Origin of the sequence: Mycolicibacter acidiphilus (genome assembly GCF_018455725.1) — a bacterium.
GTDB classification, from domain to species: domain Bacteria; phylum Actinomycetota; class Actinomycetes; order Mycobacteriales; family Mycobacteriaceae; genus Mycobacterium; species Mycobacterium acidiphilum.
In genome coordinates, this window is record NZ_JAHCLR010000025.1 from 46,818 (window position 1) to 67,458 (window position 20,641).

Consider the following 20,641-nt stretch of genomic DNA (forward strand, 5'->3'; position numbering starts at 1 on the left):
CTCCCGACCCGATCGAAACCGATGGTTAGCCTAGCCTATGCTAAGCGGCGTGGATTCCCGGGCCGTGCACGATCGCCGTCGCGAACTGCTGCGTCGCCGTCTCGCCGAGCGGGGCCTGGTCGACGTGGATCCGACCGCGCAGGAGACGCCCGCCGCGGCGCCGGCGCTGCGCGCGGGGGAACGCTACCCGCTCTCACCCGGTCAGCGCCGGATGTGGTTCCTGCAGGCGCTCGACGCCGCCGACACCACGCTGAACATCGGGGTCTGCTACCGGCTGATCGGCGCGGTGGACCCGGCGCGGCTGCGGCGTGCCTTCGACGACGTCGTCACCCGGCACAGCATCCTGCGCACCCGCTACGGGGTCGACGAATCCGGTGAGCCCTACCAGGTTTTCGGCGACGTGCCGCTCGACTGGGCACAGCAGGATCGCAGCGACTGGCGGGACGCGGTTACGCAGGACGTCGACCGACCGTTCGACCTCACCGCGGACCCGCCCATCCGGATACTGCTGATCCGCACCGGCGCAGCGGAATTCGTGCTGTCACTGGTGGTGCACCACATCTGCTGGGACGACGACTGCTGGGCGGTGTTCTTCGACGAGCTCAGCCGCGCCTACAACGGCGCCGTGCCGGACGGCGCCGCGCCGCAGTACGCGGCGGTGTTCGACCGCATTCCGGTACCCGACGACACCGATCTCGACCACTGGCGGCAGGCGCTGCACCCGCTGCCCGACGCCGTCGAACTGCCCGGGCATCGCGCCGCGCAACCGACCCGCCGGGCCGACCACCGGACCCAGGCGGTGCCCGCCGACCTGTTCGCGGCGGTGGAGGAATTCGCACGATCCCGGTCGGCGTCACCGTTCATGGTGCTGCTCAGTGCATTCGGTGCCCTGGTCGGTCGCTACGCCGACGCGTCGGACTTCCTGGTCGCGGTCCCGGTGACCGACCGCCCGGCGGGCACCGAGACGGTCCTCGGCTACTTCGGGAACACGCTGCTGCTGCGGCTGACCGGCGATCCGGCGGCGACGTTCGCGTCATCGGTCGACGCGGTCCGCGGCACCTGCCTGGCGGGTTTCGCCCACTCGTCCGTCGGCATCGACCGGGTGATCGGCGCGGTCAACCCGGACCGTGCCGCCGGACACGACGGTCTGGCCGGCATGGTGCAACTCGGATTCAGCATGCGCAAGAGCGCCAACGGTTTCGCGTTCGACGGCATCACCGCCGAGCAACTGGAGCCGGCCGCGGGCAGCGCGCCGATCCCGCTGTCGCTGGCGGTCGTCGCCGAACCCGACGGGGCGTACCTCGAACTCGAATATCAGGCCGATGTGCTCGACGGCGCCCTGGTCGAGCGGTTCGCCGATCACTACCTGCGGCTGCTGGGAGCGGCGCTGCGCGAACCGGACCGGCGCCTGGCCGGCCTCGACATGCTCGGTCCCGACGAGCGTGCCGCGATCCTCGCGCAGTCACACGGCACGTCCGCGGTCGTCGGTGATGTCACGATGATCGCCCTGCTGGAGGCGACTGCAGCGGCCCGCCCCGATGCGACGGCGCTGGTCGCCGCCGGCACCGAACTGACCTACCCCGACCTGCACCGGCGAGCGAACCGGTTGGCCCGCTGGCTGATCGGGGGTGGCGCCGGGCCGGAGGACGTGGTCGGGCTGCAGCTGGGCAACTCCACCGAGTTCATCGTCGCGATGCTGGCGGTCCTCAAAGCCGGCGCGGGGTATCTGCCGATCGACCCGGGCTACCCGGCTGACCGCATCGCCTACCTCCGCGACGACGCCGCGCCCCGGATCACGCTCGACCCAGCCGCGTTGCAGGCCGCTGAGCGGGCGGCGGCCGGGCTGCCCGACACCGCGGTGTGCGACGCGGATCGGGTGCGACCGCTGCGGCCGGACAACCTCGCCTACGTCATCTACACCTCCGGCACCACCGGGCGGCCCAAGGGCGTCGCGGTGACCCACGCGGCCGTCGCCGACCACATCCGGGGTTTCGCCGCCGAATGGAGCATGACCGCCGAGGACCGGCTGCTGCAGATGGCGTCGGTGAGCTTCGACGCCTCGGCGGCCGAGATCTTCCTGACCCTGTATCTCGGCGCGACACTGGTGCTGCCCGACCCCGATGCCCTCGGGGACGTCGACCGGATCGCCGAAACCGTTGAACGCCAGCGGGTCACGGTGCTGCAGATGGTGCCGTCGCTGCTGGGCACGCTGCTGAAGCTGCCGCCGAACGGGGTGTGGCGGCAACTGCGGCACCTGCCGGTGGGCGGGGAGGCGCTGCCCGGTCGGCTCGCCGACGACTTCGTCGCGCAGCACCCCGGGGTGGGGCTGCGCAACCACTACGGCCCCACCGAGGCGGTGATCTGCGCGACCCATCAGCCGGTGGACCGCGAGTACGGCACCGCGACCGTGCCGATCGGCGTGCCGAACCGCAACGTCCGCGCTTACGTCCTGGACCGGCAGCTGCAACTCGTGCCGACCGGGGTCGTCGGCGAGCTCTACCTGGGCGGACCGCAGCTGGCCCGCGGCTACCTGCACCGGGCCGGCCTGACCGCACAACGCTTCGTCGCCGACCCGTTCGATCCCGGTGCGCGACTGTACCGATCCGGTGACCTGGTGCGCCGCAACAATTCCGGCGAACTGGAGTTCGTCGGGCGCAGCGATGAGCAACTCAAGGTCCGCGGCATCCGGGTCGAACCCGGTGAGATCGAGTCGGTGCTCGCGGGACACCCGGGGGTGCGGGACTGCCGCGTCGTCGCCGACGGGGGCGCCCTGAGCGCATACCTGGTCGGTGACGCGGACCTCGACGTCGGCGGGGTTCGGGCGCACGCCGCCGCGGCGCTGCCGGAGTACCTGGTGCCGGGTGCGTTCGCGGTGCTCGACGCGCTGCCGCTGACGGTCGGCGGGAAACTGGACCGCCGGGCGCTGCCGGCCGCCATCGCGGCGCCGTCCGGCGACCACCGCGAACCGGGCACCCCCACCGAACGCCGGATCGCCGCGATCTTCGCCGCACTGTTCGAGCGGGACCGGATCGGCGCCGACGACTCGTTCTTCGCGCTCGGCGGGCACTCGCTGCTGGCCGCCCGGCTGGTGGCGCAGCTGCGCGCGGAATTCGGTGTGGAACTGGCGATCCGGGCGGTGTTCGAGACACCGACACCGGCCGGGCTGGCGGCGCGGCTGGTCGAGCAGTTCCGGACCGAATTCGACCTGGACCTCGACGACCTGGACGGCCTGGACGCCGCCGAGGACCTGGCTCCGGGACGCCCCGAACTGGTTGCCGCGCATCGCTCGGACCGCATCCCGCTGTCCTACTCGCAACTGGCCGGCTGGTTTCAGTACCGCCTCGAAGGCGCCCGCGAGGCGTTCGCCATGCCGCTCACCCTGCGGATCAGCGGCCCGCTCGACGACGACGCGCTGGAACGGGCGCTGAACGACGTGGCCGCCCGCCACGAAGCGCTGCGCACCACATTCGTCGAACACGACGGGGTGCCCTACCAGGTGATCCACTCCGCGGGGCCGGTCCGCCTGACCCGGCAGCCGGTGGCGCCGACCGGGGTCGACGCGGCCGTCGCCGAACTGCGCCGCGGGGGGCTGAACCCGCAGACCGGGCCGCTGATCGCCGCCGCCCTGCTCACCGTCGACGCGCAGACCCACACCCTCGCGATCATCGTTCACCACCTGGTCTGCGACCACGTCTCACTCGGTGTGATCGTCGACGACCTGTGCGCCGCCTACCGCGCCCGGCGGGCCGGACAACTCCCGAACCTGCCGGATCTGCCGCTGCAGTTCGCCGATTACGCACTGTGGCAACGGAACGCCTTCGACACCGGCGACGGCTGGGGGCAGGCGGAACTCACCGCCCGGCGCGACGCGCTGGCCGGCCTGCCCGACGAGGTGTCGATCCCGCCGGACCGGCTGCGCCGGCTCGCGCTGAGCCGGCAGAGCGAGATCGGCGCGTTCACCGTGCCCGCGGCGCAGCGGATCGCGTTGCTGCGCCTCGCCGACGACTGCGGCGTCACCGAATTCATGGCCTGCCACGCCGCCGTCGCGGTGTGGTTGCAGGCGCTGGGCGCCGGGAGTGACATCGCGATCGGCAGCCCCGCCGCCGCACGCGTCGAGCCGGGAACCGAGCACCTGGTCGGTCTGCTCGCGAACGCGGTGGTGCTGCGCACCGGCCTGACCGGCGACCCGAGTCTGCGCGACGTGCTCACCCGCAGCCGGGACGCGGTCCTCGACGCGTTCGCCCACCAGGAGGCGCCGATCGAACGGCTCGTCGACGCGGTGAAGCCCGCGCGATCCGGATTCCGGAACCCGCTGTACCAGACGATGATTCACTACCGTGGTCCGGACTGGTCGACGCAGCCGCGGGAACTGGTCCCGGGCACGACGCTGACCGGCGTGCCGGCAGAGTTCACCGGGTCGCTGATGGACGTGGACCTGGGCATGACCGTGACCGCTGCCGGCGAGCTGGCGGTACGGGTCGTCGCCAACGCCGACCTGTACGAGCCGGCCACCGTCGCACACCTGGCCGACGCGCTGCAGGCGGTGTTCACGGCGTACGCCACGCACCCCGATCTGCCGCTGTCGCAGCTGCGGCTGCTGCCCGACGACGTCCTGGCCCAGGTGCTGGCCGAACCGGCCCCGGTCATCGTGGAATCGGTGTCCCGCGCCGTGGATTCGGCGGCGGCGGAACGGATCCTGATCGCACTGCTGGAGGAGTTGCTGGAGATCGACGACGTGGACGCCGAGGACAACTTCTTCGCGCTCGGCGGCGACAGCATCACCTCGATCAAATGGGCGGCCGCGGCCGCCACGCACGACCTCACGATGACGCCCGCAATGGTGTTTGAGCACGCCACGATCGGTGAACTCGCCGTCGCAGTCGGCGGCCCCGCCGCAGCGGCCACCGACGACCGATCCCACGCGCCGATGAGCGCGTCCGGACTGGACGCCGACGCACTCGCACAACTCACTTCGGCCTGGAACGGCCGGCAGTGAGCGAGCAGCAACCGCAGATCGAAGACGTCCTGGCGCTGAGCCCGCTGCAGGAGGGACTGTTCGCGCTGCACAAGGTGGCGCGGGACGGTGCTGAGGATGCCATCGACCTGTACAGCATGCAGTTCGTCGTCGACATCGACGGCCCGGTCGATCTGGAACTGCTGCGGCGCAGCGCCAATGCCATGCTGGTGCGGCACCCCAACCTGCGGGCCGCGTTCTGGGACGCCGACCTACCGCGGCCGGTGCAGATCATCCCCACCGTCGCGGACCTGCCGTGGTTCGAGCGGGTCGGCAGCGCAGTCGAATTCGACGCGATCGCCCGTTCGGAGCGGCGCCGCGCGTTCGACCTGAGCCGCGGCCCGGCGATGCGGGTCACGGTCATCACCGTTCCGGGCGAGAGTCGGCGGCGGATGATCTTCACCGCCCACCACATCCTGGTCGACGGCTGGGCGCTGGCGGTGTTCTTCGCCGAGATGCTCGCCGTCTACCGCGGCGGTGGTGAACTCACCGGGCTGCCGCCGGTGCGCCCCTACCGCGACTACATCGGCTGGCTCGCCGAACAGGATCGGCCGGCCGCCCTCGCACAGTGGCGCGACTACCTGGACCGAATCTCCGGCCCGCTGATGCTCGCCGAACGCGCCGTCGTCGCCGGCGAGGGTGTCCCACGCAAGGTTCAACTGCTGCTGCCCGCTGATGACACCGCCCGCCTGACGGACTGGGCCGCGACGACCGGGATCACGCTGAGCACCGCGGTGCAGTTCGCCTGGACCGTGCTGCTGGGCCGGCTCACCGACCGGCGCGACGTGGTATTCGGCACCGTGGTGTCCGGCCGGCCGGAGCGGATCACCGGGGTCGCGGGCATGGTGGGGCTGTTCATCAACACCGTCCCGGTGGTGCATCGACTGGACGAGACCGCGTCGGTGATCGAGCACTGCCGGCGGCTGCAGCGCGAACTGTCCGCGATGCGCGACATCGGCTACGTCAGCCTCTCCGAACTGGGCGGCGGCGCCGTGTTCGACACGCTGTTCGTCTTCGAGAACGCACCGATCGATGACGCGATCCAGCCGACCGAGACCCCTGACGGCGTCCGGTTCACCCCGGTGGAGATGGAGAGCCTGACCCACTACCCGCTGACCGTGGTCGCGCACCGGCACGGCGATCAACTGATGGTCGTCATCGAGGCGATTCCCGAAGCGCTGCCACACTTCCCGGCGGATGTGATCGGCCAACGCCTGCTGGGGCTGCTACGCCAACTGCCCTCGGCGTCGGCCGGTCCCGACACACTGGATGTGCTGACCGACGCCGAACGCGCCGAACTCGCGGGGGCGGATGCGGCACCCAACCCGGTGGACGGCACCGTCTGGGAACTGTTCGAGCGTCAGGTGCAGGCCACCCCGGATGCCCCCGCCCTGAGTTTCGGTGCCGACCGGCGCTACAGCTACCGTGAACTGCACACCGCCGCGCTACAGCTGGCCCACGAACTGACCGCGCACGGAGTGCGAACAGAAGACGTTGTCGCACTGGCACTGCCGCGCTCACCACGGTCGATCATCGCGATCCTGGCGGTGCTGGCCGCCGGTGGCGCGTACCTGCCGATCGACCTGGATCTGCCCGCCGCCCGGGTCGCGTCGATGCTGCGACAGGCCGCCCCGGTGCTGATCCTCACCGACGCCGGGCGCCCCGGACCCACCGGGTACGCCGTACTCGACCTCGACGATCCGGCTGTCGCGCAACGCATTGCAGGGCATCCCGCCGACGCACCGCCGGCACGCCGGCACCCGGGGCAGGCCGCGTACGTCATCTTCACCTCCGGATCGACCGGGGAACCCAAGGGCGTGGTCGGCACCGATGCGGCGCTGACCGGGTACCTCGCCGACCACCGAGACCGCGTCTACCGCCCGGCAACCGCCCGGCTGGGCCGGTCGCTGCGGATCGCGCACGCGTGGTCGCTGAGTTTCGACGCATCCTGGCAACCGATGATCGGACTGCTCGACGGCCATGCCCTGCACCTGTTCGACAGCGAGGAGATGCGCGACGCCGACCGCCTGGTGGCCGGCATCGCCGCCCAGTCCATCGACATGATCGACACCACCCCGTCGATGCTGATCCAACTGCGGGCCGCCGGACTGTTCGATCACCGACTGTCGGTGCTGGCTCTGGGCGGCGAGGCGATCGATCCCGCCCTGTGGGAAGACCTGCGCGCGCAGTCGCACCTGGCGGTCTACAACTGCTACGGCCCGACCGAGACCACGGTGGAGGCGGTGGTCGCCCCGGTACGCGCCTACACCGGCCCGACGATCGGTACCCCGAACACCGGAACCGTTGCCTGCGTACTGGATTCACGACTGCGGCCGGTACCGCACGGCGGCGTCGGGGAGCTGTACCTGTCCGGGGTGCAGCTGACCCGCGGCTACGCCGGCAGCCCGGGGCTGACCGCGACCCGGTTCGTCGCCGACCCGCTGCGCCCCGGCGAACGGATGTACCGCACCGGTGATCTGGTGCGCCGGCTGCCGCACGGCGGCTACGCCTACCTCGGCCGCGCCGACGACCAGGTGAAGATCCGCGGCTACCGCGTGGAGATCGGCGAGATCGAGGCGGCGCTGCGCACCCGACCCGAGATCGCCGACGCCGCGGTGTCCGTGCAGCGGCGAGCCGGCGGCGCCGGTCTGGTGGCGTTCGTGGTGTGGCGCACCACCGGCGATCCGATCCGGCTGCGGCTGGCGCTCAGCGAACGGCTGCCCGCCTACATGATTCCGGCTCGGATCATCGACCTGCCCGGACTTCCGGTGAACGCCAACGGCAAACTCGACAACCACGAACTGGACCGACTGGCAGTCGCAGCGTTCACCCGGACCGCGGCCGACGACGACAGCGCGCTCACCGACACCGAGCGAGCGCTGCGGGACATCCTCACCGAACAGTTCAACGGCGTGACCCCGCACCGCGACGACGATTTCTTCGAACTCGGCCTGGACAGCGTCGTCGCGATCGCGCTGGTACACCGGGCCAGGCGGCAGGGACTGCCGCTCAGCCCGCGCATGGTGCTCGCCGCGCCCAGCATCACCCAACTCGCCGTCGTCATCGACCGGACGATCACCGGCGACGTCGAGACCGTCGACGCCGACTACGGGGTGGTGCCGCCGCTGCCGGTGGTGTCCTGGCTCTACGAATACGGCGACTACCGCCGCTTCACCCACACCGTGCTGCTGCGGCTGCCCGCCGGAATCGACCGCGGCGCAATTGAGTCGATGCTGCAGCTGCTGCTCGACAGCCACGACACACTGCGAGCGACCCTCGCCGGGACACCGGACGGCCCGCGCTTGGTGACGCGGCCGCCCGGTGCGGTGATCGCAGCGGACGTGCTGACCCGACTGGACTGCCCGGCGGCCACCGCAGCCGGCACCGTGACCCAGGCGGCGCGCGCGGCCAACGACCGGATCGACCCGGCGCAGGGCAGCATGGTGCAGGCGATCTGGCTGCGCGAGCCCGACTCCGCCGGGGTGCTGCTGCTCAGCGCACACCACCTGGTGGTGGACGTGGTGTCCTGGCACATCATCCTGGGCGATCTCGCCGAAGCCTGGCGGGCCGCGCAATCCGGTGCCGCCCCGAAGCTGCTGCCGGAGTTCACCTCCTACCGGCGCTGGTCGGAGCTGATCCAGCAGCGCGCCGCGTCACCGGAGACCGCCTCGCAGCTTGACTACTGGCGGGGCCGGGTGCGCGGCGCGGACCCGGCCCTAGGTACCCGGCATCCCGACCCGACGCTCGACACCTGGTCGACCCTGCGCGCCACCCGGGTGATCACCCCGGCGGCGGTCACCGAGCGACTGCTGGCCGCAGACGGCGGTGTCGAGGAGGTCCTGCTGGCGGCGGTGACGGCGGTGACCGCGACCTGGCGAACCCGCAGCGGCGCAGACCCGGCCGCCGGGACGCTGATCGCGCTGGACAGCCACGGTCGCGCCGACGCCGAACTCGACACCGACACCACCAACACGGTCGGCTGGTTCACCAGCATGTTCCCGGTGCGGCTCGGCGTCGGTGGCACGGTCGGCGTCGCCGAGGCGGAAGGCGACCCGGTGCGGGCGCACGCCCTGCTGGCGTCGGTGCGCACCGATCTGGCCGGGATTCCGGCCGGCGGGCTGGATTACGGGCTGCTGCGCTATATCCGGGGCTGCACCGATCTCGACGACGAACCGCAGATCATGTTCAGCTATCTGGGCCGGCTGGACCTGGGCCCGGTGTCGGATCAGCCGTGGTCACTGTTGGCCGGCGACGCCCTGGAGGCGCTGCCGATCGACCCGGAACCCGATCTGCCGCTGCGGTTCGCGCTGTACGTCTCCGCGGCGGTGCGCACCGGGGTGGACGGGCCGGAACTGGTGACGACGCTGCTGTACAGCGACGCGCTGTTCACCGACGAGGATCTGGCCGACTGGGCGCGGCTGTGGGAGCGCGGCGTCGCGGCACTGGTCGCCGACCGCCAGGGGGGATTGCGATGAGCGACGTCGAACCGATCACCGGGGACGAGATCCGGACCGCGGTCGCCGACCAGCTGGGTTGCCCGGCAACTGATATCGCCGACGACGACGATCTGATCCAGTGCGGACTGAACTCGATCGCGATGATGGCGATGGCCGGCGGCTGGCGCAAACGCGGTGTGCACATCACTTTCGCGCAGTTGGCCGCCGAGCCGACGGTGGCGGCCTGGCAGCAGCTGCTCGGCTCCCCGGCCCCGGCGGCGGTCGAGGAGCCGGCTGCGACAGTCGGAACCGACGACGACGAACCCTTCCCGCTGGCCCCGATGCAGCACGCGTACTGGATCGGGCGTGCCGATGAGCAGCAGCTCGGCGGGGTCGCGGCGCACCTCTACGTCGAATTCGACGGCGGCCCGGTGGATCCGGCCAGGCTGGAGCGTGCGGTCGCCGATCTGGTCACCGCGCACCCGATGCTGCGGACCCGGTTCCTGCCCGACGGCACCCAGCAGACCCTGGCCGGCCCCGGCCGGCCGGTGTTCCACCAGCTGGATCTGCGCGGCCGGCCGGTCGGCGAGGTGGAGTCGCAGCTGGCGCAGGTGCGGGACCGGAAAACCCACCAGCGCTTGGCGATCGAGGACGGCGAGGTCATCGACGTCACGCTGACCCGCTACGACCCCGACCGCAGCCGACTGCACCTGGACATCGACATGCTCGCCGCCGACGCGATGAGCTACCGGATGCTGATCGCCGACCTGGCGGGGCTGTACCGAGGCGCGACGCTGCCGACGCCGGGCTACAGCTACCGCCGCTACCGCACCGAACGCGCCGCGGACAGCACCGCCCACGACCGCGACCGTGACTACTGGCAGCACCGCCTCGCGGAACTGCCCGGCGCACCGCAACTTCCGACCGTCACCGCCACGGCCGCACCGCGCACCGCGCGCTGCGCGCACTGGTTGACGCCGCAGGCCAAGGAGGCACTGGTCGCCGGCGCGCACACCCGGGGCATCACGCCGGCGATGGCGGTGGCCGCGGTGTTCGCCGACACCATCGCCGCCTGGTCGGGCGACGAACCGTTCCTGTTGAATGTGCCGCTGTTCCACCGGGAGCCGGTGCACCCGGGCGTCGATCGGGTGGCCGGCGACTTCACCTCGTCGATCATGCTCGACATCCCCGCGCTGCAGCGGCCGGTATCGGTGGCCGACCGGGCGCGTGACATCCAGCGTCGCATGTACGAAAGCGCATCGCACAGCGGCTATTCCGGCCTTGAGGTGCTCCGTGACCTGGGGCGACTGCACGGTGAGCCGGTGCTGGCGCCGATCGTGTTCACCAGTGCGCTGGACCTCGGCGAACTGTTCGGCGAGACGGCCGTCGCCACCTTCGGGGAGCCGGTCTGGATCGTGTCGCAGGGACCGCAGGTGCTGCTGGACGCCCAGGTCACCGAGCTGCGCGGTGGGCTGCTGCTGAACTGGGACGTCCGCGAGTCGGCGTTCCCCGCCGGGCTGATCGACACCATGTTCGCGGCGTTCACCGCCGCGGTCGACCGGCTGGCTTTCGGAGCGGCCGGATGGGACGCCGATACCGCGGTGGCGCTGCCGGCCGAACAGGCCCGAATCCGGGAAACCGTCAACGCCACCGACGGTCCGCTGCCGGACCGCTGCCTGCACCACGGGCTCTTCGACCGTGCGGCAACGCATCCCGACGACCCAGCGGTGCTGTGGGGGATCGACGGCGCCTGGACCTACCGCCAGCTGGCGGCGGACGCGCTCGCCGTCGCCGGGGCGCTGCGGGCCCGCGGGGTGGCACCCGGTGACGCCGTCGCCGTCCAACTGCCCAAGGGCCCCGACCAGGTGCTGGCCGTGCTCGGGGTACTGGCCGCCGGTGCCACCTACGTTCCGATCGGCGCCGACCAACCGATTGCGCGCCGCGAGAAGATCCTCGCCACCGCAGGCGTCGCCGTCGTGCTGGGCACCGCGCCGGGTGATCTGAGCCTGGCCGACGCCCGCGGCGGTGCACCGCTTGCGGCACCGGTGTACGGCGATCCCGGTGACATCGCCTACCTGCTGTTCACCTCCGGCTCGACCGGGTTGCCCAAGGGCGTCGAGGTGTCGCACCGCGCGGCGATGAACACCATCGACGCACTCAACGATCGGTTCGGCGTCGGCGCCGCCGACCGCGCCCTGGGACTGTCCGCGCTGGAATTCGACCTGTCGGTGTACGACGTCTTCGGCATGTTCGCCGCCGGGGGCGCCGTGGTCGCCCTCGACGCGGATCAACGTCGCGCCCCCGCAGACTGGGTGAAACTGGTTCAGCGGCACCGGGTGTCGATCCTCAACTGCGTGCCGAGCCTGCTGGAGATGCTGCTGACCGAAGGCGACGGACAGCTCGGCGACAGTCTGCGCGCGGTGCTGCTCGGTGGTGACTGGGTGGCGGTGGACCTGGCCCGCCGGCTGCACGCACAGTTGCCGGACTGCCGCTTCGCCGGCCTGGGCGGCGCCACCGAGGCCGCCATCCACAGCACGGTCTGCGAGATCACCGGTGAACCACCGCCCGGGTGGACGACGGTGCCGTTCGGCCGACCGCTGCGCAACGTGCGCTGCCGGGTCGTCTCGGCCGCCGGCCGCGACTGCCCGGACTGGGTGGCGGGCGAATTGTGGATCGGTGGAATCGGTGTCGCGGCGGGCTACCGCGGTGATCCGCAGCGCACCGCCGACCGGTTCGTGGACCATGCCGGGCTGCGCTGGTATCGCACCGGTGACCTGGCCCGGTACTGGCCGGACGGCACCCTGGAGTTCCTCGGCCGCGCCGACAACCAGGTGCAGATCCGCGGCTACCGGGTCGAACTCGGTGAGGTGGAGAGTGCGCTGCGGGCGGTTCCCGGTGTGCGGGACGCGGTGGCGGTGGTGGCCGGGGACCGGGCGTCGCGCCTGCTGGCCGCGGTCACCGGCGAACCGCGGGACACGGATTCGGTGCTGGCCCAACTACTGCCGGCCTACATGATGCCGAGCCTGGTGCGGACCGTCGACCGGATTGCGTTGACGCCCAACGGAAAGATCGATCGTCGCGCGATGACCGCGCTGCTCGGCAGCGAACCCGACGCCGACGGGGACGATACCCCGCGCACCGCACTGCAGGCCGCGACGGCGGCGATCATCGCCGAAGTGCTGGGCCGGGAAACCGTGGGCGTACACCGCGATTTCTTCGCCCTCGGCGGCGACTCGGTGCTGGCCACCGCCGTCATCGCGCGGCTGCGGGACTGGCTGGACGCCGAGCATGCGGTGGTCGCCGACCTGTTCGCGACCCGCACCGCCGCCGGTCTCGCCGATCGGCTGCAGCGGCGCCAGACCGGTCCGGACCGGCTGGTGGAGATCGCGCGCGCCTACCTGGAGGTCGCCGCGCTCACCGACGAAGAGGTGCTCGCCGCCGAGCTGTGAGACGTCCTAAGCCGGTGCGGCCGAACCGATCACAATGCTGCCGACACTGCACTCCCGGCGTTCGTCGACCCCGGTGGCGGCGACGAACGCGGCCGTGTCGCCGAAGCCCTGCGCGCAGACACCGACACCCATCGCGGTGCCCGCCAGGTAGACCGTCTGCATCAGTGCGCCGACGTCTTTGAGGATGGTGGCGTAGCCGATCTGCTCGTAGGTCCACATGATCCGGCCGCTGCGGGCCGCGATCACCAGCAGCACCTGCGGCTCGATCCCACCGGCCAGCGTCGCGGCAGCCGGCTTGACCAGCCGGGCCACCGCCGGATCGTCGGCGCCGGCCACCGGCCGCAGCACATGGTCGAACGAGTCGTAGTGGTACATCCCCGGTGGCAGGCCCGCGACGTTGCGCACCACCGGGTACAGCTCCAGTTCGTAGACACCGCCCGCCGACGGGTAGGGCCGAGACAGCAGTTCCTCACCGGGCGTGGCGGATTCGGTGCGGCGGGTCCGCGCGGTGCGATACAGCAGTTCGGCCAGCTGCTCGACGCTGAGGGGTCGGGCGTCGTCAAACGTGCGGGCCGAAACCCGTTCTTCGACAACAGAGCTCAGCGTCGGATCGGTGCACCGGAGCGCGTCCAGGTCGGGGGTGTGCAGGGCGACCGGGTCGCCCGGATAGGGCTCCCGGCGGGCCGGTGGCTGGTCGAATCTGCCCTTGGCCCACTTCGTCGGCCCGAAGTGATCCCAGGTGATGGTGCGTTCGCCCAGGGTGCTGCGCCGGTGAAACCACAGGTCCGCCGTGCTCCAACTCTCGGCATCGAACCCGGCTGCCTCGGCCTCGCTGGCCGGCACCAGGAACCCGCCGCGGCGCAGGTCGTCGACGAACCGGGCGGCGACGTCGGCCGGCAGGTCCGGAGACGGTGCACCTCCGTCGAGCAGCGCCAGCAGGCGGGCGTCGTCGATGCGCATGTCGCACCAGCCCAGCGGGTGTTCCAGCACGAAACCGTCGGCGTCGCGGTGCAGCACCGCGAACCGGGACAGCAGCGTGGCAGTACTGTGCGGTTGCGTGGTCGGGGGCCGGAACGGGTGAACCGAATACCACGGTGTGACCGTGGTCGTCAGCCAACCGCCGGCGGCGAGCCCTTCGATGAACGGGTCACCGGGAACCGAGCCGCCGGTGTTGAGGGTTTTCAACGCTGCCAACCGCGCCGGCGTCAGCCCGGTCAGTTTCTCCCGGTGCGGCGGCGCCAGCAGCACCGCGGCGACGGGGGTAGTCACACAGGTGACGCCGGCGCGCAGCGCGTAGCGGATCTCGGTCACCCCTCCCTTTTACCGGCCGGGTCAGGGCGTGCCGAAGCCGGCCTGCTCCAGGATCGCACGCCCCGGGCCGCCCGCCACGAACGCGACGAACCTGGTGGCCGGACCGGGCCGGGCTGCGTGGGCCAGCACGGCGATCGGGTAGGTGCTGACCGCTTCGGCGGCCTCCGGGATCGACACCGTGGTGACCCGGTCCCCGGCGACGGCCGCGTCGGTGACGTTGACCAGGCCGGCGTCGGCCTCCCCGGTGATCACCTTGTTCAGCACGTCCTCGACGTCCGGTTCGGCGCTGATCGGATGCAGCGTGACGCCGGTGCTCGCGGCGACGCGCTCGGTAGCCACCCCGCACGGCATCGGCGCCGGTGAGACCACCACGGCGACACCGGGTTCGGCCAGGTCGGAGAACGACGCGAAGTGCTTCGGATTGCCCGGGGCGGTGACGATCACCAGGGTGTTCGTCGCGAAATCGGCCCGTTCCGCGGTGAGCAGCCCGGCGCGGTCCACCCGGTCCATCTGGGCGGTGTCGGCGGAGGCGAAGACGTCGGCGGTCGCGCCGTTCAGCAGTTGGGTGGCCAGGTCCGGGGAGCTGGCGAAGTCGAACCGGATGGAGGCGTCGGGGTTCTCGGCCTCGAACTGGGCGGCGATCCGGGTGAAGCTCGGTTTGAGTGCGGCCGCGGCGAGTACGACGATCGGTTGTGCCGCGGTCGGATTCGTCGGACTGCAACCGGTGAGTGTGGCGGCCGGCAGCGCCACCGCCATCAGCCATGCCAGGATCGCGGATCGTCGACGCATGCGGGCGCTCACTCGCCGCTGCGCAGCGGGTCGTCGGACCAGGTGCCGGGCAGCATCGGCAGCGAGGTGTTGCCGAAGGTTCTCGCGTCGAGCGTCGTCATCCCGGCCGCCGCCGCCGTCGGCCGGGCCGCGGTCCCGGTGAAGCCGAGCGTTCCGGTCCCGCGCTCGGAGGCCTGCGAATCCAGGAATTCGTATCGGTAGCCCCGGCCCGGACGTTGCCCGGTCGTGCGATGCCGCGGCTGCGGCTGGTGGCGCCGCGCCGCCGGCACCGGCGCTGGCGCGGGTGCGTCGATGCCCTCCGGTGCCTGCTCACGGGTTCGCGCCCGTCGGCGGGCGGCGGATCCGACTGCGCCGAAGTTCAGCAGATAGGGATGGACGGCGGCGTGCGCGCCCACAGTGCCTGTGACGCCCTCGGCCCCCAGCAGCGGCGGGGGAGTCGCGGGCGGGACCGCCGGTGCGGGCGACGATAGTACGGCGGGTGCGGGTGCCGACGGCGGTCCCGCGGCCGGCGTCGTGCTCCCGGTCGGGGTGCTCGGCACCTCCGCGACGACAGTGGGGGACGGGGACGGGACCGCCGGACCCGGTGCGGCCAGCCCGGACAGTCCGGTCAGGCCGGTCAGCCCGGCGCCGCCGCCGACCGCGGGAGTGGCCAGTGCCGCGGCCAGGGCCGGTCCGGCGGCCAGTTCGACGATCGGCGTCAGCGCCACGGCCAGCTGCGGTAGGGGCATGGCCAGCAGCTGCGGGAAGTGCAGCAGCAGGTTGATCGTGACCATGGCACGGTGCACGACGAACTGGGTGCCGAGCAGGAAGATCGCCTGGGCCAGTTGCGAGGGATCGCCGGCGTACATGGCGAGCATCTTCTCGACGCGCGGCAGGAACATCTCCAGGCTCGGGTACATGTCCGGCAGCGGTCCGAACGGGTCGAACTTGGGCGGGAAGATGGCCTGCAGCCACTCCTCGAACGTGCCGGGGATTCCGGTGTTCATGCCCCCGCCCATGTTTCCGCCGCCACCCATGTGGCCGCCCCCGCCGCCCATGTCGCCGCCTCCGCCCATGTGGCCGCCTCCACCACCCATGTCCCCGTCCATGCTCATGACCGTCGGCGCTGTCGTCGTGTGCGGCGTCGCGGCCACCGATGCCGCGGCGGCACCGTGATAGGTCGTCATCGTCACCGCGGCCTGAATCCACATCCGCACGTAGTCTGCCTCGTTGAGGGCGATCGGGATCGTGTTAACGCCGAAGAAGTTCGTGGCGACCAGGGCGGTGTGGACCGTGTGGTTGGCGGCCAGCTCGGCGAGCGTCGGCATGGTGGCCAGGGCGGTGGCGAACGCCGCAGCCGAACTGTGGTGTCCGGCCGCGACTCCGGCGGTGTCCAGCGCCGCCTGGGTCAGCCAGGCGAGGTATGGCGTGTGCGCGGCCAGATACCGGGCCGCGGCGGATCCGTCCCACACCCCGGCCGACACGGTGTCCAGCAGGGCGGTGAGCTCAGCGGCCGTCGCGGTGTACTCCGCGCTGAGTTGATTCCACGCGGCGGCGGCGGCCAGCAGGGGGCCGGGCCCGGGGCCGGCGGAGAGCAGTGTCGAGTGGGTCTCCGGAGGGAAGGCCATCCAGGCCGGCGCGCTCAACACGTCCACGTTCCTCCATCGTCGCTGCGACCCGACAAGTTGCTGCATATTCACTGTGAATCCAATGGATTACCATATTTGTGCGACTACCGCAAAAGCGGACTGACATATGTATGAGTCGAATATTTACGGATATGAAGGACAAATGCTTCCGTAAATGCTCAACCTGCCAGCGGTCCTGTCCGGTTGTCTGGTTCGCAGCCGACGATGGGCCGGAATCGCGCGGGTACTGTGGCCGCAGATACGCATGGTGTCGACTGCGATGGAGGGGTCATGTCAGTGAAAGTGCTTGCCGCGGGGGCGCTGGCCGTAGCCGCAATCGGCGCCGGGGGCCTGACGGTTGCCGCCGGCCAGCCCGCGGGGACGGTGTCCGCGCAGGTGCAGCCGGTCGTCTTCGGGGCACCGCTGCCGCTGGAACCGCCGCCGGCTCCGGTGCCGCCGCAGGAGGGGCAGCCACTGCCGAGCACCGGTGAGGTCGCCGGCATGCTGACCCGGCTGACCGACGCCGGCGTCGGCTACAAGGAGAAGGGGCAGCTGGTCGAGAATGGCATCGACCCGGAGGACGGCCACATCCTCGACCACGAACTGCGCAAGGCGTACCGCGACGGCGAGCTGCCCTACACGTTCAACGTGGTGAGCGTCTCGCCGACCGGCCCCGGCCAGGCCATCGCCCCGGTGGAGATCTCCGGACCCAAGATGCCGGCGCGGACCGTGCCGGTCACGCTGGTCGACCAGGGCAGCTGGGTGATCACCCAGCAGTCGTCCAAGGCGCTGCTCGCGCTGCTGGCGAACCGCTGATCCAGCCACCCCGCCACCCCGACGTGCGGAGCTGACCGGCCCCACCTGGGGGAATGCCGGACAGTTGTGCACGCTCGCGGGGTGGGGTGGGTGCGCCCTTACCCTGACCGTGCAGAACTGACCACCCCGACCTGGGGGAATGCCGGTGAGTTGTGCACGCTCGCGCACAAAAGGGGGGTCAGCCGTTGAGCCGGGCGAACATGCCCTTCTGCGCCCGGTACAACCCGGGGAACTCGGCGAACAGGCCGTCGTAGACCCGGTGCTGCTCAGGCCCAGGTTCGAACACCGCATCCACCCGAACCAGGTCGCGCAGTTCAGCGCGGTCGACGGCGCCGATGCCGACCGCGGCGAACAGCGCGGCCCCCCGCAGCTGCGCGTTGAGCGGGTCGGCCACCCGCTCGCAGCTGCGCCCGCACACGTCGGCGATGATCTGGCACCACAGGTCCGACCGGGCGCCGCCGCCGATCAGCCGGATCGGCCGGTTCGCGGTGCCGCCGGTGAACTTCTCGACGGCGCCGAGCAGCCAGCGGCTGTTGTAGGCGACGCCCTCCAGCACCGCCCGGGTCAGGTCGGCGCGTGTGGTGGCCAGCGACAGATTGTGGAAGCCGCCGCGGGCGTTGCGGTCGTCGATCGGGGAGTGCTCGCCTTTGAGCCACGGCGTGAAGAGCACGCCGTTGGACCCGGCCGGGGCGGTGCCGGCCAGCGCGGTCAGCTCGGGGTAGTCCAGCCCGGCGCCGTCGAACACGGTGTCCCGCAACCATTGCAGGGCCCGGCCGGCGGTGTCCTGGTTGTTGACGAGCAGGTAGCTCTGCGGGTCGATGCCGGGCACGGTGGCGATCTGGTGGAACGCGTCGGTCTTCTTGCCGGCCACCGGGCAGCTGATCCACGACGTGGTGCTGATCGTCATGTGCAACTCGCCGCGGCCCACCGCGCCGGACCCGATCGCCGCGCTGTGCAGGTCCGGGGTGCCGGTCACCACCTGCGCATCCGGTGAGATGCCGAGATCAGCGGCGACCGCCGGTGCTACCGGGCCGATGATCGACCCGGTCGGCACCAGCGGCGGCAGCTTTGAACGGTCCACCCCCGCCAGCCGCACCAGGGTGTCGTCGTAGTCGAGTGCGGTCAGGTCGCGGTTGTCGGTGAGCCAGGCGCCCATCATCGACGCGTGCGACGCCGCGGCCCGCCCGGTGAAGCACATGCTCAGGTAGTCAACGGGTTCCAGAAGCCAACGGGCGCAACTGAAGACGTCGGGCGCATCGTGCTGCAGGTGCAGCATGTGCCCGACCGGGTCGTCGCCGCTGGGGGTCGGGATTCCGCCGTTGCGCCGGATCCAGGAAGCCAGCGCGCGCGCCCGGTAGCCCTGCAACCGGCCGCCGATCCGCTTGCGGCTGTAGGGCGCGCCGCGGGTGTCCATCCACATCACGCACGGGCCGACCGGTCGGCCGTCGGCGTCGACGGGAACGGTGCTGGCCCACTGCCCGGTGATCGACACGCCGGCCACCTGCTCGCCGCGCACCCCGCCCTCGCGCAGCCCGCGGCGGACGGTGTCGCGGATGATCGCCCACCACAGCCCGGCATTCTGGGTGGCCGCACCGCCCGGACCGTAATCGGTCAGCACCGCAACGTGATCCGACCAGATCACCGTGCCGTCGAGGGCGACGAAGCCGATCTTCGGGCCGCCGGTGCCGAGATCGACGGCCAAGACGACACGGTCGGCGCGGTTCTGCGGGGAGTTCATCAGGCGGGCGGCACCGACTGCTGGGTGTCGAGCATCTGCTCCATGAACCCCTCGATGAACTGGGCCGCCTCGGTGGTCAGCCCGCCCGGGATGCCGCCGTAGACCGCGGCGCTCACCGGTGCCTCACCGGCGGCGGTCTTCTTCTTCGCGTACGCCACGGCGTCGTCGAGGTCGGCCCGGAACGCTTCGACCACGCCGGGCTGGGTCTGCGGACGGGTCACGGCCATGTGGATCGCGTTGGGGTATTGCTGACCGTTGAACCGCCAGCCTTTCGGCTTCATCGCGTCGGCGACGTGATAGATGTCGAACTCGTCGGAGCGGAAGCTGAAGCAGAACGTCGGCGACCCCATGATCTGCAGTTCGGGATGGCTGCGCACCGCGTCCTGCATGGCGAACGCGGTCTCGAAGATCGCCTTGGCGTAGCGGCGGTAGCCGTCGCGGCCCAACTGCACCATCGAGGCCCAGGCGGCGGCGATCAGCCCGCCGGACCGGGACCCCTCGATGCCCGGGGACATGTACTTGCCGCCGGTCCAGTCCAGCAGGTAGAAGTACTGCGCGTTGCGGTAGGCCTTGTCGCGGAACAGCAGCGTGGAGGCGCCCTTCAGCGCGTAGCCGTACTTGTGGTTGTCGGCGGAGATGCTGGTTACACCGGGCACCCGGAAGTCGAAAAGCGGTACGTCGTAACCGAATTCGTTCGCGAACGGCAGCACGAACCCACCCAGGCAGCCGTCGACGTGCAGCCCCACCCCGCGGTCCAGCGCGACCTGGCCCAACTCCGGGATCGGGTCGACGGTGCCGTAGCCGTAGTTGCAGGCCGACCCCATGATCGCGATCGTGTTCTCGTCGATGTTGTCCGCCACCCAGTCGACGTCGACCTGCGTCGTGTCGGGGTTGATCGGCGCCTTGCGCAGTTCGATGCCGAACAGGTGGCAGCCCTTGTCGAACGCCGGGTGGCCGGTCTCGGGCTTGATGAAGTTCGGCCGGGTGATGCCCCGGTGCTTGGCGGCGTGCTCCCGGTAGGCCAGCAGCGCGTGGATGATGCTGCCGGTGCCACCGGTGGTGACCATGCCGGCCGGCTCGGTGCCGGTGATCGCCTCGCCGTGCATCAGGTCCAGCGCCATCGCGATCACCTCGCCCTCGAATTTCGTTGCGCTCGGGCAGATGTCGCGCTGCAGCACGTTCACGTGGGCGAACATGCCGAACGCTTCGTCGAGGAACCGATAGTGCTCGTGGTCGCCGCAGTACATGGTTCCCGACACCCGGCCGGTCTCCCAGGTGGGATCCTCGGCGGCGGCCATCGCCTTCAGTTCGGCCAGCACATCCTCGCGGGAGCGGCCGTGCTCGGGCAGCGTCCGGTTGACGGCGAAGCGGTCGGTGTAGGGGAAGTCGGACACGGTTGGGGCCTCCGGAATTCGTGTGACCACGGTCACCGCCGAGCCTACGCAGGGCGAGCGACGGTGTGCCCATTCGGGTCCGGCGAC

The 20,641-nt window shown here is 71.2% G+C and carries 9 protein-coding genes; 4 read left to right on the forward strand and 5 right to left on the reverse strand.

Translation table 11 applies throughout. The annotated features are described in order from the left end of the window. Window positions 1-37 precede the first annotated feature (37 nt). The 3 genes from KIH27_RS13225 to KIH27_RS13235 are packed head-to-tail and all read left to right on the forward strand — an operon-like array spanning window position 38 to window position 12,899. A complete protein-coding gene (locus KIH27_RS13225) occupies window positions 38-4,996 on the forward strand; it encodes a non-ribosomal peptide synthetase (protein WP_214093416.1) in 4,959 nt (1,652 codons plus the stop codon). Continuing rightward, the gene (locus KIH27_RS13230) at window positions 4,993-9,489 is read left to right on the forward strand and encodes a non-ribosomal peptide synthetase (protein ID WP_214093417.1); all 4,497 of its coding nucleotides are present in this window, start codon (window positions 4,993-4,995) and stop codon (window positions 9,487-9,489) included. Before KIH27_RS13225 ends, KIH27_RS13230 begins: the two co-directional genes overlap by 4 nt. Continuing rightward, the gene (locus KIH27_RS13235; protein WP_214093418.1) at window positions 9,486-12,899 is read left to right on the forward strand and encodes a non-ribosomal peptide synthetase; all 3,414 of its coding nucleotides are present in this window, start codon (window positions 9,486-9,488) and stop codon (window positions 12,897-12,899) included. Before KIH27_RS13230 ends, KIH27_RS13235 begins: the two co-directional genes overlap by 4 nt. 6 nt (window positions 12,900-12,905) lie before the next feature. On the opposite strand, the gene KIH27_RS13240 is transcribed toward KIH27_RS13235, so the two are convergent. Genes KIH27_RS13240 through KIH27_RS13250 form a run of 3 tightly spaced genes read right to left on the reverse strand, consistent with a single transcriptional unit; the run spans window position 12,906 to window position 16,624 of the window. After that, window positions 12,906-14,210, reverse strand: coding sequence for a SagB family peptide dehydrogenase (locus KIH27_RS13240; RefSeq protein ID WP_307856874.1), 1,305 nt, complete (start codon window positions 14,208-14,210; stop codon window positions 12,906-12,908). Between the two features lie 21 nt (window positions 14,211-14,231). After that, complete coding sequence (modA, locus tag KIH27_RS13245; RefSeq protein WP_214093419.1) at window positions 14,232-14,999, reverse strand: molybdate ABC transporter substrate-binding protein; 768 nt, start codon at window positions 14,997-14,999, stop codon at window positions 14,232-14,234. Window positions 15,000-15,007: 8 nt separating this feature from the next. After that, a complete protein-coding gene (locus KIH27_RS13250; RefSeq protein ID WP_214093448.1) occupies window positions 15,008-16,624 on the reverse strand; it encodes a PPE family protein in 1,617 nt (538 codons plus the stop codon). 273 nt (window positions 16,625-16,897) lie between these two features. Here KIH27_RS13250 and KIH27_RS13255 point away from each other — a divergent pair, with 273 nt between their 5' ends. Further along, on the forward strand, window positions 16,898-17,422 hold the full coding sequence (locus KIH27_RS13255) for an MTB12 family secreted protein (RefSeq protein WP_214093420.1): 525 nt from the start codon (window positions 16,898-16,900) through the stop codon (window positions 17,420-17,422). Window positions 17,423-17,600: 178 nt separating this feature from the next. On the opposite strand, the gene KIH27_RS13260 is transcribed toward KIH27_RS13255, so the two are convergent. Then, window positions 17,601-19,160 carry a xylulokinase gene (locus tag KIH27_RS13260; RefSeq protein ID WP_214093421.1) on the reverse strand — a complete coding sequence of 520 codons (1,560 nt, stop codon included), beginning with the start codon at window positions 19,158-19,160 and terminating at the stop codon, window positions 17,601-17,603. Next, window positions 19,160-20,554: a pyridoxal phosphate-dependent decarboxylase family protein gene (locus KIH27_RS13265; protein WP_214093422.1), complete on the reverse strand. Its 1,395-nt coding sequence runs from the start codon at window positions 20,552-20,554 to the stop codon at window positions 19,160-19,162. The genes KIH27_RS13260 and KIH27_RS13265 overlap by 1 nt, the downstream gene beginning before the upstream one ends. Between the last annotated feature and the right edge of the window lie 87 nt (window positions 20,555-20,641).